11 protein-coding genes, 11 tRNA genes and 1 pseudogene are annotated in these 17,220 nt (G+C 53.9%); 20 read left to right on the top strand and 3 right to left on the bottom strand.

Features of this window, described 5'->3' with window-relative positions; all coding sequences use genetic code 11:
• The first annotated feature begins 100 nt into the window (after nucleotides 1-100).
• The 20 genes and pseudogenes from BLT35_RS24380 (at nucleotide 101) to BLT35_RS24285 (ending at nucleotide 9,325) form a co-directional block, all read left to right on the top strand.
• A tRNA-Asp gene (locus tag BLT35_RS24380) sits at nucleotides 101-177 on the top strand.
• A gap of 90 nt (nucleotides 178-267) precedes the next feature.
• A tRNA-Thr gene (locus BLT35_RS24375) sits at nucleotides 268-342 on the top strand.
• Between the two features lie 29 nt (nucleotides 343-371).
• Nucleotides 372-447, top strand: a tRNA-His gene (locus BLT35_RS24370).
• 15 nt (nucleotides 448-462) lie between these two features.
• Nucleotides 463-534 (top strand) — tRNA-Gln (locus BLT35_RS24365).
• Between the two features lie 22 nt (nucleotides 535-556).
• A tRNA-Lys gene (locus tag BLT35_RS24360) sits at nucleotides 557-632 on the top strand.
• 17 nt (nucleotides 633-649) lie between these two features.
• Nucleotides 650-724: transfer RNA gene (locus tag BLT35_RS24355), tRNA-Gly, on the top strand.
• Between the two features lie 181 nt (nucleotides 725-905).
• A tRNA-Gly gene (locus BLT35_RS24350) sits at nucleotides 906-980 on the top strand.
• A gap of 24 nt (nucleotides 981-1,004) precedes the next feature.
• Nucleotides 1,005-1,084, top strand: a tRNA-Leu gene (locus BLT35_RS24345).
• A gap of 8 nt (nucleotides 1,085-1,092) precedes the next feature.
• A tRNA-Pro gene (locus BLT35_RS24340) sits at nucleotides 1,093-1,169 on the top strand.
• Between the two features lie 13 nt (nucleotides 1,170-1,182).
• A tRNA-Gly gene (locus tag BLT35_RS24335) sits at nucleotides 1,183-1,256 on the top strand.
• Between the two features lie 6 nt (nucleotides 1,257-1,262).
• Nucleotides 1,263-1,336: transfer RNA gene (locus tag BLT35_RS24330), tRNA-Arg, on the top strand.
• A gap of 323 nt (nucleotides 1,337-1,659) precedes the next feature.
• Nucleotides 1,660-1,956, top strand: a pseudogene (locus tag BLT35_RS24325) (group II intron reverse transcriptase/maturase); the annotation flags it as partial.
• Between the two features lie 215 nt (nucleotides 1,957-2,171).
• Nucleotides 2,172-2,906, top strand: coding sequence for a dethiobiotin synthase (gene bioD, locus BLT35_RS24320; RefSeq protein WP_054820092.1), 735 nt, complete (start codon nucleotides 2,172-2,174; stop codon nucleotides 2,904-2,906).
• A 39-nt stretch (nucleotides 2,907-2,945) separates the two neighbouring features.
• Nucleotides 2,946-3,938 (top strand): biotin synthase BioB, encoded by a 993-nt coding sequence (gene bioB, locus BLT35_RS24315; protein WP_074730023.1) that lies wholly within the window; start codon nucleotides 2,946-2,948, stop codon nucleotides 3,936-3,938.
• A 14-nt stretch (nucleotides 3,939-3,952) separates the two neighbouring features.
• The gene (gene bioF / locus BLT35_RS24310; RefSeq protein WP_054820093.1) at nucleotides 3,953-5,104 is read left to right on the top strand and encodes an 8-amino-7-oxononanoate synthase; all 1,152 of its coding nucleotides are present in this window, start codon (nucleotides 3,953-3,955) and stop codon (nucleotides 5,102-5,104) included.
• Between the two features lie 38 nt (nucleotides 5,105-5,142).
• Nucleotides 5,143-5,913, top strand: coding sequence for an alpha/beta fold hydrolase (locus tag BLT35_RS24305; protein ID WP_083351406.1), 771 nt, complete (start codon nucleotides 5,143-5,145; stop codon nucleotides 5,911-5,913).
• Nucleotides 5,894-6,766, top strand: a complete 873-nt coding sequence (locus BLT35_RS24300) for a methyltransferase (RefSeq protein WP_074730022.1) — start codon at nucleotides 5,894-5,896, stop codon at nucleotides 6,764-6,766. Before BLT35_RS24305 ends, BLT35_RS24300 begins: the two co-directional genes overlap by 20 nt.
• A 134-nt stretch (nucleotides 6,767-6,900) precedes the next feature.
• Nucleotides 6,901-7,656, top strand: a complete 756-nt coding sequence (gene kduD, locus BLT35_RS24295) for a 2-dehydro-3-deoxy-D-gluconate 5-dehydrogenase KduD (protein WP_062409928.1) — start codon at nucleotides 6,901-6,903, stop codon at nucleotides 7,654-7,656.
• Nucleotides 7,656-8,639: a sugar kinase gene (locus tag BLT35_RS24290; RefSeq protein ID WP_062409927.1), complete on the top strand. Its 984-nt coding sequence runs from the start codon at nucleotides 7,656-7,658 to the stop codon at nucleotides 8,637-8,639. Before kduD ends, BLT35_RS24290 begins: the two co-directional genes overlap by 1 nt.
• A gap of 23 nt (nucleotides 8,640-8,662) precedes the next feature.
• On the top strand, nucleotides 8,663-9,325 hold the full coding sequence (locus BLT35_RS24285; RefSeq protein ID WP_074730021.1) for a bifunctional 2-keto-4-hydroxyglutarate aldolase/2-keto-3-deoxy-6-phosphogluconate aldolase: 663 nt from the start codon (nucleotides 8,663-8,665) through the stop codon (nucleotides 9,323-9,325).
• A gap of 237 nt (nucleotides 9,326-9,562) precedes the next feature.
• Here the strand turns inward: BLT35_RS24285 and BLT35_RS24280 are convergent, their stop codons facing one another.
• The 3 genes from BLT35_RS24280 to BLT35_RS24270 all read right to left on the bottom strand — a co-directional run bounded on the left by BLT35_RS24280 (nucleotide 9,563) and on the right by BLT35_RS24270 (nucleotide 17,103).
• Nucleotides 9,563-14,113 (bottom strand): glutamate synthase-related protein, encoded by a 4,551-nt coding sequence (locus BLT35_RS24280; RefSeq protein WP_249929600.1) that lies wholly within the window; start codon nucleotides 14,111-14,113, stop codon nucleotides 9,563-9,565.
• A 516-nt stretch (nucleotides 14,114-14,629) separates the two neighbouring features.
• Nucleotides 14,630-15,970 carry a glutamate-1-semialdehyde 2,1-aminomutase gene (locus BLT35_RS24275; RefSeq protein WP_062409924.1) on the bottom strand — a complete coding sequence of 447 codons (1,341 nt, stop codon included), beginning with the start codon at nucleotides 15,968-15,970 and terminating at the stop codon, nucleotides 14,630-14,632.
• A gap of 95 nt (nucleotides 15,971-16,065) precedes the next feature.
• The gene (locus BLT35_RS24270) at nucleotides 16,066-17,103 is read right to left on the bottom strand and encodes an LCP family protein (RefSeq protein WP_062409923.1); all 1,038 of its coding nucleotides are present in this window, start codon (nucleotides 17,101-17,103) and stop codon (nucleotides 16,066-16,068) included.
• Between the last annotated feature and the right edge of the window lie 117 nt (nucleotides 17,104-17,220).

Below are 17,220 nucleotides of genomic sequence, written 5' to 3'. Positions count from 1 at the left end.
TGGAGCAGCCCGGTAGCTCGTCGGGCTCATAACCCGAAGGCCGCAGGTTCAAATCCTGCCCCCGCAACCAATTTCGAAGCAAAGCATTCGAAAAATATGTGGAGCCGTGGTGTAGAGGCCTAACATGCCTGCCTGTCACGCAGGAGACCGCGGGTTCGAATCCCGTCGGCTCCGCCATGATTTTCAACTAAATGAAGCACAATTTAAACATCGGAATAATACGGAGATGATTATCCGATTGTCCGACGTTTTTAATTTAAAGACTATGCCGTCGTAGCTCAGAGGCAGAGCAACGCACTCGTAATGCGTAGGTCGGAGGTTCGACTCCTCTCGACGGCACCATTACCCATTCGCCTGGTTTAATGATTATGGCGGTCGTGGCGAAGTGGCTAACGCATCGGATTGTGGCTCCGACATTCGAGGGTTCAATTCCCTTCGATCGCCCCATTATCTTATCAGCATTGGGGATTAGCCAAGCGGTAAGGCAACGGACTTTGACTCCGTCATGCCTAGGTTCGAATCCTAGATCCCCAGTTTTTTCAGATTACGATAAAGGGAGCCATTAGCTCAGTTGGTAGAGCACCTGACTTTTAATCAGGGTGTCGTAGGTTCGAGTCCTACATGGCTCACCATTGTTTCTAACGGAAACGCGGAAGTGGCTCAGGGGTAGAGCATCGCCTTGCCAAGGCGAGGGTCGCGGGTTCGAATCCCGTCTTCCGCTCCATTCATGAATCAGAGCGAGAACTCAAAGGGTTTGCCGAAGCATAAGCTTCGTTAGGACCGCTTCACAGTCTTGGAGCGTAACGGAGAGTATCCCATCTCCTAGCGCATAGGAATATGGTGAAGAGGAACCTGACTGGTCTCGGTCGAATATAGTTAATGGAGTCTGGTTTGATATTTAGTAAGCGGAAGTGGCTCAGGGGTAGAGCATCGCCTTGCCAAGGCGAGGGTCGCGGGTTCGAATCCCGTCTTCCGCTCCATCATGAGTGAATTTAACTCATCATGCCGGTATGGCGGAATTGGCAGACGCGCGCGACTCAAAATCGTGAGGGAAACCGTGGGGGTTCAAGTCCCTCTACCGGCATTGAATAACGGGACGTAGCTCAGCTTGGTAGAGCACCTGGTTTGGGACCAGGGGGTCGCATGTTCGAATCGTGTCGTCCCGACCACTTTAAATTTAATGCGGGTGTAGTTCAATGGTAGAACTCCAGCCTTCCAAGCTGGTAGCGTGGGTTCGATTCCCATCACCCGCTCCATATCATGTTCCAGTAGCTCAGCTGGATAGAGCAACGGCCTTCTAAGCCGTCGGTCGGGGGTTCGAATCCCTCCTGGGACGTAAAACAGCCTCTCGCAAATGCGAGGGGTTGTTTTTTTTTGGTACGCCCAGCATGGGCGTCATCTTTAGGGTGAGAGTCCAGTCGGATGAGTTGCCCAAACACAATGAAATCCAAAGCCGCTGAAGGCTAACCCTGTAGACCCCAGTGGTCGCGGGCAGGCAGATGACGTTCTTATTTGGGGAGGCCTGCGGAATACGCGAAGTTAATTCGTAACCAGAGTCGGAAGGCTCTGCTGAATCCTCAGGAGTCAGCAGAGGCCATAGTACGGGAGTACGGGACGCCGGAAAGCGGAAGGGCCGAACCGAAAGGAGAGAGGAAACCGATGCGTTCGCGCGAAGAGCAACGACAGCTGAATATCTCGCAAGAGAGCTTCCGGCAAAGAGCAGCGGTGAAGCCGCGAGGGTACGCCGAAGCGCCGAGCTCTTCGCCGGCACAAGTCTTCCCTTTCTCTCGCAAATCGAAGGACGACCTGCTGGAAAGGATGCTCGAAGGGGACAACCTACGGCTCGCTTACAAGCGAGTGGTCCAAAACGGAGGAGCCCTCGGTGTGGACGGCGTAACGGTAGTGGAGCTACAAGCTTACCTGAATATCCACTGGGAAACGGTGAAAGCCGAACTCCATAAGCGTGTGCTGAAACTGATTCGGGCTTACCTGAACGCCGGAGTCATGGAATAGCCCTATTTCGTAAAGGGGTTAGATCGCTCAGCCGAGTTAATAGAAATAACTTGTCTGCTGCACGGGTGTGTAGTAAAATACGTTCTAGTTGAATTGTTAACCTAATATAATTAAAATGAGGTTAACAATAAAATGGTTTAAGCATAGAGGGATGACCTATGAGTAAAGGATTGTTCGTTACCGGTACGGATACGGATGTGGGGAAAACTTGGGTGACAAGTGCGCTTGCTGCTGCGATCAACCGCAGATTGCGAGGCGTAAAACAACAAACGCTGCGTCTTTGGAAACCTGTGCAGTCCGGAGTTCGAATGGGTGAAGCCCAAGCGGATAGTTATCGGCTTGTACAGGGCAGCGGCGTTGGACAGCAGGAGTCGGACACGGTGACGATAACGCTTGAAGCGCCGCTGGCTCCGTGGATGGCGGCGAAGCGGGAAGGGAAGACGATTGACTGGAAAGCTCTGGTTCAGGAAGGACACCGAAGGCTGCAAGCCGACGGTCCGCTTCTGATCGAAGGAGCCGGCGGACTGATCGTGCCTTTGACCGAACGGCATTTGGTTGCTGATTTGGCCGCAGCTTTGGGCCTGCCGGTGCTGATCATAGCCCGCCCTAAGCTGGGAACAGTGAACCATACGCTGCTGACCGTAGAGTATGCAAGGCAGAGAGGGCTGCAGGTGGCCGGCGTCATTATGAACGGCTATGAGGATGAACACGACCCAGGCCTGGCAGAAAACCGGCGCATGATTGAAACATTCGGTCAGGTTCGGGTATGGGGCATGCTGCCTTGGAACGGAGAAAGTCCGCAAACCGATGCAGGGTGGTCAGCTTGGCGTGAGCTTTGGGTGGAGACTGTAGAGCACCGGATCGACATGCAAGCGGTTATGGAATACTTTTAGCGGACAAAAATAGTTCATTCATGCGGGAGGACAATTCGGATGTTGACATTGCAGACCAATTGGAACGAGCTGGCGGATAAATCCATTCGCGGCGAATTGCTTACTTTGGAGGAAGGGTTGTCGGTGCTTGAAGCCGATGATGACGAAGTCCTTGCCCTTATGCAGGCGGCGTTTAAAGTGAGAAAGCATTATTACGGGAAAAAAGTGAAGCTGAATCTGATCATCAACGCCAAAAGCGGGCTTTGCCCGGAGGACTGCGGCTACTGCTCGCAATCGATCGTATCGAAGGCGGCGATTCAAAAATATCCGCTGTTGGAGAAGGAAACGCTGGTAGACGGTGCCCGCAAAGCGATGGAGCTCAAGGTTGGGACGTACTGTATCGTGGCCAGCGGCCGCGGTCCGACGAATAAAGAGCTGGATCAGGTTGTAGAGGCCGTGAAAGAAATTAAGTCGACGATGCCGATGAAAATTTGCGCCTGCCTTGGGATTTTGAGCGAGGCACAGGCCGTTAAGCTGAAAGAAGCCGGGGTAGACAGGTATAATCATAATTTGAATACGAGCAAGCAAAATTTCTCCAACATAACAACTACTCATACATATGACGACCGGGTAGATACGGTGGAAAAAGCAAAAGCGGCAGGTATGTCTCCTTGTTCGGGCTGTATTATCGGCATGGGTGAGACGAATGAGGAAATTGTAGAGATGGCCTATGCTTTACGGGAGTTGGATGCGGATTCGATCCCGGTCAATTTCCTGAATTCGATCCCGGGAACGCCGCTGGAAAACAACCGTGAGCTGAATCCGCGCAAATGCTTGAAGGTCCTTGCTTTGATGAGGTTCATTTGCCCGACCAAAGAGATTCGGATAGCAGGAGGGCGCGAAGTGAATCTGAGGTCGCTGCAGGCGCTGGGACTATATGCGGCGAATTCCGTGTTTGTCGGCGATTATTTGACTACGGAAGGCCAAGAGGCGACGGCTGACCACAAGATGATTGAGGACCTTGGGTTCGAGATCGAGCTGTGCGCTCTGTAAGGTGGCGTTTGGAAATGAGGAAATCGGCTTGGCAGTGGATGCATACGGAACTGGAATCGCTGAAGGAGCGGGCCCAGTTCCGTTATTTAGTGGACTCGGAGCCGCAGGGACAAGGCTGGCTGCTGCGGGACGGACGGAGGATGCTCAATCTGGCCTCGAACGATTATTTGGGGCTGCAGCAGCGGAGCGGAATCGCTGATGCATGGATGGGAGCTGCCGCTTCGCGGTTGATTGTCGGCAATAACCCGGTGTATCGACGGTTTGAAGAGGAATTTGCCCGGTTTAAAGGCACGGAAAGCTGCCTGCTGTTCAGCAGCGGATACATGGCCAATGTCGGCGTCATCCCGTCTTTAATGGGACGCCACGACGTCGTGTTCAGCGATCGGCTGAATCACGCAAGCATTGTCGACGGCATTGTGCTTAGCCGCGCGGAGCATGTCCGGTACCGCCATCGGGATTTGGATCATTTGGAAACACTGCTCCGCAAAGCGGATACCGGCAGCAAAAAATTGATCGTTACTGATTCGGTCTTCAGTATGGACGGAAGCATAGCCCCTTTACGTGAACTGGTGGAGCTCAAGGACCGCTATGGAGCGATGCTGATGGTCGACGAAGCGCACAGCGGCGGGCTGTATGGAGAGCAGGGGCAAGGACTGGTACATGAGCTTGGGTTAACCGAACGGGTCGAAATCCAAATGGGCACGTTCAGCAAAGCCTACGGCGGCTATGGTGCCTATATTGCGGGGGATGAGGTACTTAAGCAGTATCTTGTCAACAAGGCGCGCAGCTTCATTTATACGACGGCGCTGCCGCCTGCTGTCATCGAGTCCGTGAGGCTTAACTGGCTTCAGGCCCGAAAAGAGGAGTGGCGGCGCAAGGAGCTTTCGCGAAAGGCCGTCTGGTTCCGCGAGGCGCTGCGGCAGCGCGGATTCGATACGGGCGAAAGCGAGAGCCATATTGTGCCGCTGCTGTTGGGAAGCAATGAGCGGACGGTGCGATTTAGCGAGAAGCTGCAGCAGGCAGGAATCGCCGCTGTAGCGATTCGTCCTCCGACCGTGCCGGAGGGAACGGCTAGAATACGTTTTACGCTGATGGCTACCCACCGGGACGAGGATTTGCAATGGGCGGTCGAGCAAATTGACAGGGCAGGACGCGAATTAGCTTAGGCTCGAGCCTATTTTTGGTATGGAAGTCGGTGAGAGAGATGGTAGACGTAACAAGACGCATCTTATGGATTCACGGCTGGGGAATGTCACCATGGATATGGGAATCATCCGTTCGCGAGCAATGGACAGGCCAAGGGATCGGGCATCATTTTTTTTCATATGCGGACTGCCATTCGATCGAGGCGTTCTATGAAGCCTTCGACCGGGTGCTCCGGGAAGTAAAGCCCGAAACGGTCGTCGGCTGGTCTATGGGCGGTATGCTGGCTGTAGACAGGCTGGCGCAACTGGCCGGCGAGATGGGAACGGCATTCGGGTCGTTAGGGATCAAGCGGCTTGTTATGATCGGTTCGACACTCTGTTTTGTCAGTGCCGACCGGAAGCAGGGCTGGCCGAGGCGGATTGTAGAGCGAATGCTCGGCAAGCTGGAAACGGATCGGGAGCATGTGCTGCAGCAGTTTGCGGATTCGATGGTATCTGCGAATGAGCGTGCCGAAGGGAAGATCGTGGCAGCCTGTGAACCGGATTTCTCTTTGGAAGGCCTGAAGGCCGGGCTGAAGTATTTAATCGAAACCGATGTGACCGAAGCCTGGTCCAAGGCCCTGGTTCCCGTCTTCACTTCGGCAGGAGGCCGGATTCTGTGGATTCATGGGAGCGGGGATGCGATCTGCCCGGTTGGGGCGATGCCGGATGAAACGGAAGGGGTGCGGAGCGTGGTTCTCGAGGATACGGGGCATGTTCCGTTCTTGACGAGACAGGCTGCTTTTTACGAACATCTGAGGGGTTTTCTAGATGACGACAAGGATCGATAAGAGCAAGGTACGGCGGCATTTTGACCGGCACGCCGGAAGCTATGATCAATATGCGGTTGTGCAGCGGACGATGGCGGATCGTCTGCTGCAGCTGGTTTTGAAGCGGAAAGCGCCGAAGAATGTAAGCCGCATTATCGAAATCGGCTGCGGTACGGGACTGCTCACCGGCAAGCTGCTTGACGCTTATCCGGAAGCGAGTGTGCTGGCCATCGATTTATCTCCGCAAATGGCAGAGCGCACGCGGCAGCGCTATGGGGATATGGCCGCTGGACGTCTGGAGACGTTTGTCGGTGATGCGGAGCCGCCGGGAAACGATGACGAGAAATGGGCGCTGACGGAGTACGGACAAGCCGATGTGATCATATCGAGCGCAACGTTTCAATGGTTTGACGAGCCGGGACGAACCATGAAGGCTTGGCTTGGGCGGCTCAAGCCGGACGGTCTGCTCGCGTTTGCCACGTTCGGGCCGCAAACCTTTGTAGAGCTGCATGAAGCTTTTAGAGCCGCGGAGCGCGAGCTTGGGCTTTCGAAGATGTCTCATGGACAAGACTTTTTAAGTCTGGCGGAGTGGAAGCGATTATTGGTCCAGAGTTCCGGCGGGCTGAAGCAAAGTTTTGCTTTTACCGGCCTGGAGGATATGGATGTGCAGACGTTCACGGATGTCAGGAGCTTCTTGTACAGTGTGAAGCGGGTAGGCGCAGGCAACGCCAATTCGGATTCCAGAGAGACACAACGTGCGGGACGGCGTCTTTTTGCGGAAATGGAGAAAAAGTATACGGAACGGTTTGCAGTGAACAACGGAGGGATTCGTGCGACATACCATCTGCTTTACGGCCTTTTCGGCGCCGAATAATCCAGCGTCGGGAAGGCTTCTTTTTGTACCACAGTATAGCGATTTGCCGATGATTGCCTTATAATAAATAGGTCAGGTCAACCCGCTGATCGTTAAAACCGAAAGCGCTTAAAATGTTTGAATGGGGTGTGAAGATGAATCTGTTTGATTTAACCGGAAAAGTGGCTATTGTTACCGGTGGTGCGGTCGGTTTGGGCGGAGGTATTTCCTTAGGGCTGGCCCATGCGGGAGCCGATGTCGTGATCGTCACCAGCAACGACCGCTCGCGCGAGGTTGAGCAGCAAATCCAGGCTATGGGGCGGAAAGCGCATACGATTGTAGCGAATCTGATGGATGAAAGCGTGCTCAAAAGCGTTGTGGACGAGACACTGTCCGTTTTCGGTAAAATCGACATTTTGGTCAACAACTCGGGCATTATTCGCCGTACGCCGGCCGCAGATCATTCCGCTCAAGACTGGCATGATGTGTTGAAATTGAATTTGAATACGGTCTTTTTCCTGTCGCAGCTTGTTGGCCTCGAAATGATTAAGCAGGGATCGGGTAAAATCATCAATATTGCTTCCATGCTTTCTTTTCAAGGCGGGATTCATGTTCCGGGATATACGGCTTCCAAGCATGCCGTCGCAGGCATTACGAAAGCGCTTGCCAATGAGTGGGCAAAATATGGCATTCAAGTAAACGCTATCGCTCCGGGGTATATGTCTACGGACAATACGGCTCCGCTTCGTGCGGATGAGGAGCGCAACGCGCAAATTTTGGGACGTATTCCGGCGGCGCGCTGGGGTACGCCGGAAGACCTGCAAGGCCCTGTGGTTTTCTTGGCCTCGCAGGCTTCCGATTATATGAGTGGTCATGTGTTATGCGTAGACGGAGGGTGGATGACGAGATAATGGCGACGAACAGACAAACAGGAGCTTGGCAGATGTTTCAACCTGAAGTCATCACTTTTGGAGAGTCGATGGCGCTGATGATTCCGGAGAACCCCAAAGGAATCGAATATGCCCAGCATTTTCAGGGGATGTTTGGCGGGGCGGAGGGAAATCTGGCGATCGGCATCTCCCGGTTAGGTCACCGTGCCGGGTGGTTCAGCCGTCTGGGGAAGGACCCGTTCGGACGAATGATCCTGAAGAGAATCCGCGGTGAAGGCGTAGACGTCTCTCGTGTGGAGCTGACTCCGGAAGCGCCAACCGGATTGATGCTGCGTGAAGACGTATCAGGTAAGCCGTCGGTGTACTATTACCGCAAAGGCTCGGCGGCCAGTACTTTGGGGCCGGAGCACCTGGACGAGGAATACATCAAGCAGGCGAAGTATTTACATGTTACGGGGATTACGGCGGCACTCAGCTCAAGCTGCCGCGAAGCCGTCAAGGAAGCGATCCGGATTGCCCGCAGGCATGAGGTTAAGGTATGTTTTGACCCGAACCTTAGGCTGAAGCTCTGGTCGCTTGATGAGGCGCGCGAGGTGCTGTTGGAGCTCGCGAAGGATGCGGATTATTTCCTGCCGGGATTGGACGAGCTGAAGCTGCTTTACGAAACGGAGAGCTTTGACGAAATCGTCGCTCATCTGAGCAAGCTCAGGGCGGTTTCGATCGTCAAAGGCGGCAATAACGAAACGCTCATCGTCGAGCAAGGACAAGTCAGTTCGGTGCCGTATTTCAAAGCCGAGCGTGTAGTTGACACGGTGGGAGCGGGAGACGGCTTTTGTGCCGGCTTTATCGTCGGTTTGCTTAAAAACTACAGCTTGACGGAAGCGGTACGTCTCGGCAATCTCATCGGCTGTATGATCGTGCAGGTGGAAGGCGACTGGGAAGGAGCTCCGACATGGGAGCAGGTTGAAGCATTCTTGAATAATGAAAAGCATGTGGAGCGGTAGAAAGAAAGGGATGAGAGGGCAGGATGAAGAAAATTCAGCTGATGCAGCAGTTAGTGAATGAAGGCGTTGTCGCAGTGCTTCGCGGAGATACGCCTGATGAAGTGGTAGAGATGGCGGAGCAGGCCATTGCAGGAGGTATTAAGGTCATTGAGGTGACAATGACCGTACCATTCGCATTACAAGCGATTGAGAAGCTTGCGAAGAAGTATTCCAGCACGGCGCAGGATCCGGGTAAATACGCAATTATCGGCGTAGGTACGGTGCTAGACCCGGAAACCGCGCGAGCGGCTATTCTGAGCGGCTCCGAATTCGTCGTAGGGCCGTCGCTGAATCCGGATACGGTCACGCTGTGCAACCGTTACCGGGTGCCTGTCATGCCTGGAGTGATGACGATCCAGGAGATTCAGCGGGCGCTGGAACTGGGAGTTGACGTGGTGAAGCTGTTCCCGGGCAATCTGTATTCGCCTGCGATGATCAAAGCAATCAAAGGACCGCTGCCGCAGGCAAACGTGATGCCGACGGGGGGCGTGTCTCTTGGCAATCTGGGCGAATGGATCAAAGCCGGCGCCGTAGCGGTCGGTATCGGCTCCGACTTGACTACGGATGCCGTGAAAACAGGAGACTACAGTCTGGTGGCTAAAAAAGCGGCACAGTATATCGAAGCTTACCGCGCGGCCAAAGGTTGAGCTAAAAACAAAGCAGGCCCTTCTCTATCCATGCTCCGGCATGAAAGAGAAGGGCCTGCTTTGCTTAAGATATAGCTTACATGAAGTGAGGGTCCAGACAAGGACATAGGCTGCGGTTGAAAAAGTTTATTTACTTAATGTGATAAGGTTTTAGCGAGGTTAACGATTTTCTTGCTCCAAAATGAACCTCGATAAAACAAATCCCCCAGAGCTGACAGCCCTGGGGGGATGACTACGTTATTCCGTTGCTACCGATTGATCGGCTTGCAGACCTACCGGTGCGATGCGTACGAAGTTTGCCTGCAAATTATTCAGCAGGTCTTCAATTTTAGCCGCGGCTTCCGGTTGGCCGGAAGAAGCAAGCGCATCGCGGTATGCGCCGAGCAGTTCATTCAGATCCTTGATGCTTTGTGGACCGACTGCTTCGATTTTTACCTTCGCGCCTTTGGCTATGCGGCGTTCGATCGCTGCTTGATCCAGTCCCATCTCAGGAACAAGACGCTGGTAGATCACGCCTCCGGTCATCCCGGCGCAGATCCATGGACCCGGGTCGCCTAGAACGACGGCGCGTCCGTTGGTCATATACTCGAACGCGAAGCCTTTGAGGTTCGCACGGGCTGCCAGACCGCCCAGCTCATCCCGAAGCGGGGAAGTGATCTCGCCGCCGAACACGACATCTGCGCCCGAGAAACGGATACATGCGCGAGTATCGGCATTGCCTTGGATCAGGAACAAGCCTTTTTGAGCGCCGTAGCCGAAAGATTTACCTACGGAGCCGTTAATGAATTGCTTGTGCTTGCTAGGTGCTTTCAGGATAGAGACCTTACCGCCGAGCGACATTTTGCCGACGCCGTCTTCCGCGCCGCCGTGAACCGTAATTTCCACGCCGCGGGCGTTAAAGGCAGCGAGTCCGTTGCCCGGTACGGAACCGTCGGTCATCGTAATGTTGACCGGAGGAAGCTCGTCGTAGCTGCCGTCGAAACGGTCTCTTACCCGATGGCTGGCATAGCGGCTGCCCAAGATACGGGATTCCGCGTCTACTTTGCTCCACGTGCGCTCTACCGGAGCTGCGAAGGATACGGCATCCGGGAAGAATTCCTGGCCTTCCGCGCCGGCTGCAATACGGATATCCGAGGATACCGCGGCGGCAACTTCACGCTCGGCATCTTTGGCCGCAGCGAAGGAAATCGGAGCCGGACGAAGCAGATCGGAAAGGTCGATGCTCTCCAGATGGCTCGTTTGCTGCAGCAGGTCGGAACGTCCTACGAGCTCTTGCGCATTCTTGAAGCCCAATTGAGCGACGATCTCGCGAATTTCTTCACCGATACCGCTGAACAAGCGGACAAGCGATTCAACAGCCGTATCGTATACGCGAGGTACGAAGCGGCGCAGACCTTTCTCTTCAGCTTCTTCCATCGAATCGATTTGCGTCGCGATACCTACGTGGCAAGTATCCAAGTGGCATCCGCGACAGGTCGTACAACCGATCGCTTGCATAGCGATGGAACCGAAGCCGACACGGTTGGCGCCGAGCATAAACATTTTGACGACGTCCGCACCTGATTTCATTCCGCCGTCGGACCAAAGCTCAACCTTATGACGCAGACCGGCGTCGATCAAGGCGAGGTGAGCAAGCTTCGTACCGATTTCCGTCGGAAGTCCCACATGCGTGATGGAGTGGATCCGTGCCGCTCCTGTACCGCCGTCAAAGCCGGAAAGCGTGATAACGTCCGCGCCTGCTTTGGCAACGCCGACAGCAATCGTGCCGATACCCGGCACAACCGGAATTTTAACGATGATTTTCGCTTTGCGTCCGCTTGCTTCCTTCAGCTCGGAAATAATTTGCGCCAAGTCCTCAATCGAATAAATATCGTGGTTATTGGATGGCGAAATCAAATCGGAACCAACGGTAGCATTCCGTGCGGCCGCGATTTTAGCCGTAACCTTCGAACCCGGCAAATGGCCGCCCTCGCCCGGCTTAGCGCCTTGGCCGATTTTGATCTCAAGGAACGCTACGGCGTTGGCCAGTTCTACGTTCACGCCGAAACGTCCGGACGCCACTTGCGCGCCGCGGGTCCGCTTATAGCGGCCCAGCATGTCTTTGATCTCGCCGCCTTCGCCGTTCATGGTTACCATATTCAGTCGCTCGCCGGCTTCCGCATAAGCGCGGAATGCCGTTTCGTTCTGCGAACCGAAGGACATGGAAGAAATGAGCATAGGCAGATCGTGATCGCCGATACCGATATTCACTTGTGACGGGTCCAGCGGTTTACGGCCTTCAGCGTAAGCTTTCTCAAAGTTGAAGTCGGCAACGTGACGGATGGAAATCGGATTTTTCTTTTCCTCTTCGCGCAGCTTGTCGCGGTAATCCGAATAAGGTGCCGCACCGGAAGCCGCATCGCCGAGGGCTTTCCACATCCGTTGGAAGAACCGGAAGTTCCGCGCCGCTTTGGCCTTTGGATTGGTAAAGTCGTTGTAACGGGCTTCCGCATCCGCTTCGAGCTCGGCAAAACCGGTGCCCGCGTTGTCGCTGCCCAGGTAATTGACGATATCCAGCACTTCAGCCAGCTCCGGCTTCAATCCAATGGACGAGAAGAAGCGGGTGTAGCCGCGAAGCTCGTGCGTACCGATGGTGGAGATGACTTTCTCCAAGCCTTTCATCAAGGCGGTGAACACTTTGCGTGCCGCAAGTGCGCCGTCTTTGGACGATGCCGTTGCAAACAAGAGGTAAGGAGACAGCACATCCGCACCCAAACCACAGGCTACTGCGATATCGTGCAGGTTGCGGATCGAAGCGCTGCGCAAAACGAGCGTTGTTTGGCGGCGCAGGTTATCGCCGTGTCCGAGTTTCTCGGCTCTCAAGGCAATATCGACCTTGGATACCGCAAGATGCGGATCCATCCACAGGCGGTCGTTCTGATGCGCCTCACTGTCATCCAGAATCAGCAGCATGGCTCCGTTACGGACCGCTTGGACCGCGTCGGCAGCCAGCTTCTCCAGCGCTTCTTTAAGCGAGGTTCCGCGGGCAAACGTTGTGGAAAGCGTTGCGACGGCATCACCGTTATGAGCGCCGAACAGAGCTACGAGCTGTTCGAAGCTTGGCTGTTTCAGCTCCGTTAAAGAGTCAATGCCGTTGCTGCCTTCAAGCACAACCGGATAAAGCAATTCGATGCGAAGACGGTCATCCGGCTGGCCGTACAGGCTGGGGCGCGGACCTACTACGACACGGGTGGAGAAGTGCTCCATTTCACGGTCGCGGTCGATCGCCGGATTCGTAACGACGGCTACGCTTTCTTTAATGAAGTCCGGAATGTTCACGCGTTCCGGGTTCAGAGCGGCATGCGGGCTGTCATGACCGAGGGAACGGATCGGCTCCGCACCGGTCTGTGCCGTGGATTCGATCATCTGGATACCGTCACGATCCCAGCCAAAAGAGCTGTAGAGCGCGTCTGTCGGCGTAATATCTGCCGAAGGAGCGGCTTCTACCGGCGGCAATTCATTATGCAGGTGCTTGCGCAGTCCTTCGAAGCCGATACGGGCTTGAGCGCGGCTCAGCACAATATTTTGTACCTGATGATACGGAATGACCTGCACATGCTCTCCCGGTGTCAGGATGACCCCGATTTTTTCGCCCGGAGCGATCGGCTTGGGATCGGCTACCATCTCGCCTACCGTGATCACGCCTTGTTCGGAGGAGAAATAAAGGGATGTTTCGCTTTCTACCATCCAGACTGGACGAAGACCAAGGGCATCTACGCTGAAAATACATTCATTGCCGTAGCGGGATACGATCCCGGCCGGGCCTTGCGCGTAATGGCCCCAAGTTTGGCGGTAATAGACATAGAGATCCTGGAGCTCCGGACGGTACAGCTTCATTTCGTTGAGAATCGGCGGGAATACGACTTCCATCGCCTCAAACAGGCTGAGCCCGAAGCGGTGGATGAACGTTTCGATCGTCCGGTTCATATCCTGAGAGTCACTGCCGCCGTCTACGAGCGGTACGCCGACCATATCGGCTTCCAGACGCAATTTCTTGACTGTATTGATCTCGCCGTTGTGGCCGAGCAATGAGAACGGTTGGACGCGGAAAAAGCTTGATTGTGTATTGGTGGAGTAGCGGTTGTGACCAATGGTCACTTGTGCCGCAAACAGAGGGTCGCGAGTATCGTTAAAATATTTAGGCAGAATGCTTGCTGCGCCCATAACCTTGTAAGCTGCGGTTACATTGCTCAGCGTAGCCACATGCACGTTGTATTTGGACTCAATGGCGACATGAAGCTCGAACAAGTGATCGGCTACTTTCACTTCCTGCTTCTCGCACAGCGCTGCGATTTGCCAGAAGGTCGGCTCGTCATTGCGGCCGTTAGGACCAAGCACGCTGCTGTCGACCTCGTTTTCTTGTTCGAGAAGAATGTTGACCTGGAACTGGGAAAACAATTCCCGAATGCCCTTTTGCATCTCGGCAACCGAAATGTCCAGCTTGCGGGGAACAAAAATATGGGCTATGGAAAAGCGCTCATCGTAAGCGAGCTTGCCGTCCAGTCCGGCCTCCGTCAGTTTTTTCTCCCACAGTGCCCTGGGGATATCCGTCAAAATACCGCAGCCGTCCCCTTCGCCGTTAATAAAACCTGAACGATGCTCCATTTTAACAAGGGCATCGATCGTTTTTTGGATGTTGTCGCGGGAAGGAAACCCATCTTTCTCTACAATACAAATGATGCCGCAGCTATCATGTTCGGTGGCCAACAGATTCTGAAAGCGGCCTTCATTACGCATAACTTCGTTCATTCTCGTGGTCAGCAGGCTGACCGTCACCTCCCTGGTAGTTAAAAGTCGGTTCGTACTGAGATCAAGGCTTTGCTCATGTCGCTGCAAGAAGAGATAACAAAGCCAACGTGAGAACGCATTGAATAAAAATTCATTTATTCTGCATAATCGATTGCGCCGGCGGGTTCTCGTTTCTCTTGAAGATATGCATAACTGGGCAATAATAAAAAAATAAATGTGCCCACGTTAATGTAATGAGCGCATATCTTCATAGCTATCATGACTAAAACCTTACATTTAGCCGATAGTATTTGATTTCAAAAGTATTTATAGAATAACATGAAATTGTTTTTGAGACAATAGAACATTCAGGCTGTTAACCAATTGTAAGCGCTATCTATTTTGCATAACTGGTGAATAAAGGAAGTTTTAAGGCGTGGTTACGGGAATAATAAAAAACGAACGAACTATTACCGGATTCCGATAATAGTTCGTGATTCGGGTGATAAAGGGAATTTATTGTCATATGTCCATCGTTTAATCCATTCGCGCAAAAGCGCGTTCTGCCGCCTCGACAGTATATGCAATATCGGCTTGGGTATGTGCGGTCGTCAAGAACCATGCTTCAAATTTGGATGGGGCCAGGCAGATGCCTTCTTCCAGCATGTATCGGAAAAACTGGGCGAATCTCTCGCTGTCCGTATCCTGCGCCTGCTCGTAATCCGTTACAGGGTGGCTGCAGAAGTGCGTCGATAAAGCGCCGCAAATGCGATTGACGGTCAGCGCGATGCCGTGCTTGCCGGCGGCGGCCGTCAGGCCGGCCTCAAGCTCAGCGCCGAGCTTGTCCAGCCGGGCATAGACGCCCGGCTCCTGCAGCGCCTGCAGGCATGCGATGCCTGCGGAGATCGACGCAGGGTTACCCGCCATGGTGCCGGCTTGGTAAGCCGGTCCCAAGGGAGCCACCTGCGACATGATCTCTTGACGGCCTCCGTAGGCTCCGATCGGCAGACCGCCGCCGATGATTTTGCCCAGAGCCGTCAGGTCGGGTTCGATGGCCGCGAAATCCGTTCCCGCAGGCAGGCCGTCAAAGGTTTGCGCCGATCCGTAATGGAACCGGAACGCCGTAATCACCTCGTCATAGATGACGAGGGAGCCGTTGCGGCGTGCGGCGGCGCACAGCCCCTCCAGGAAGCCGGGCTTGGGCATGACCATGCCGAAGTTGCCGACGATGGGCTCGACCATGACCGCGGCTACGTCCTCGCCCCAGCGGGCAAGTGCTTCGTCAAGCGCCGCAAGATTATTGTATGGCACGGTAATCACTTCGTGCGCGATGCTGACCGGGATGCCGGCGCTGTCCGGAATCCCGAGCGTGGAGGGACCGGAGCCCGCGGCAACAAGCACCAAATCCGAGTGGCCGTGATAGCATCCGGCGAATTTGATGATCTTGTTGCGGCCTGTATAAGCGCGGGCCACACGAATCGTTGTCATGACGGCCTCTGTGCCCGAATTGACAAAGCGCACCTTGTCCATCGACGGTATGGCCGCCTTGAGCATGCGGGCGAACTCGATTTCGAGCTCCGTAGGCGTTCCATAGAGTGTTCCGTTCTCTGCCGCACGGCAGATGGCCTCGGTAACCAGAGGGTGAGCGTGGCCAAGGATAATCGGGCCGTATGCAGCCAGATAATCAATGTACCGGTTGCCGTCCTCGTCCCAAAAGTATGCTCCCTTGCCGCGTTTCATAAAGACAGGCGCCCCGCCGCCGACCGCTTTAAAAGAACGCGAAGGGCTGTTCACCCCGCCCACAATATGCTCCAGCGCTTCCTTATATAAGCTCTCGGAGCGCGATCTTGATTTGCTTAAGCCAGATGGATGAGTCATCTTGGTCATTCCTCTCTATTATCGGTGTTCATATTTAAATGCAGCAATGCTTACAAAAAAAGAGGAAGCCGCAGCTTCCCGTTGATCGAAACGCGCTATTCTTTTTTGGTCATGCTGCCTTTGTCCCTGCCAAGGGCTTCATGGGTCTGGGTCACAGGCTTTTCTTCAGGAGCGTATGGATCGCGGCCTTCGAACAGTGACTTCATATAAGAATGCAGCTTGTTCCGGTCTACACTCAGCACGGCCGCTCCGCCAACCCGCCTCTCCACCAGCAGCTCTGCAGGGGGAATCTGCTTGGTGACCATTCCCTCCGCCTTGGCTTCATAAGCCAGAGCTCCCAGCTTCAGCATATCGGTAGTAGTCAGGTTGGTTTCAATGTACGGGTCAATACTGTTTAAGATTTTGGGCAGCCGGATCAGGGAGCCGGTCGTCTGCATCTTCTCCGCTACCGCTTTAAGAAATTTGCGCTGCCGTTCTGTGCGGGCGTAATCGCTCAACGCGTCGTGGCGGAATCGCACGTACTGCAGAGCTTGTTCTCCGTTAAGATGCTGAAATCCTTTTTTCAGGTTGATATCATACTGGTGATTGTCCGCGGAATCCCTGTAACGCATGTCTTTTTCCACGTCGATCTCAATGCCGCCGATGGCGTCCACAAGCGCGATAAAACCTTCGAAATCGGTCATGACGTAATACTGAATCGGGATCCCGAGCAGGTCGCTGGCTGTTTTCATGGACAAATTCGGTCCACCGATCGCATACGCCGCGTTAATACGGTCGTTTCCTACTCCCGGAATCTTCACATAAGTATCACGCAAAATAGAGAATAAATGCATTTTTTTCGTCATAGGGTCGATAGAAGCGATCATGATGGAATCGGAACGCCCCACCCCGTTGTTGCCGCCGCGGGAATCCCCTCCGAGAATAAGGATATTGACCCGTTCTTTGCCCTCCCATTTGGGAGGAGCGTTATTGTCGGTCAATCCGACTTGTTTAGGCAAAAGCCCTCCAAATTTTGTCGAATCCGATTTTTGAATATTGTTCGCGAAATTTAAAAAGGCATATGTATAATAGCCAATGCCTGCGAGCAGAAGAAGCAAAGCGATAATGAATATTCTTTTGACCGCACGTGCCATGGAAATCAAATCCTTTCCTGTGGGTTCGTCGCTTTTCCAAACCGGACCGTTCGTGTATCATATCGTGTATAGGATTAGACAATACAGCTGAATCATGCGCAATTAGGGCAGGAAACT

The sequence above is a fragment of the Paenibacillus naphthalenovorans genome (assembly GCF_900099895.1).
GTDB classification, from domain to species: Bacteria; Bacillota; Bacilli; order Paenibacillales; family NBRC-103111; genus Paenibacillus_G; species Paenibacillus_G naphthalenovorans.
This window is presented reverse-complemented; position numbering and strand designations above follow the sequence as displayed.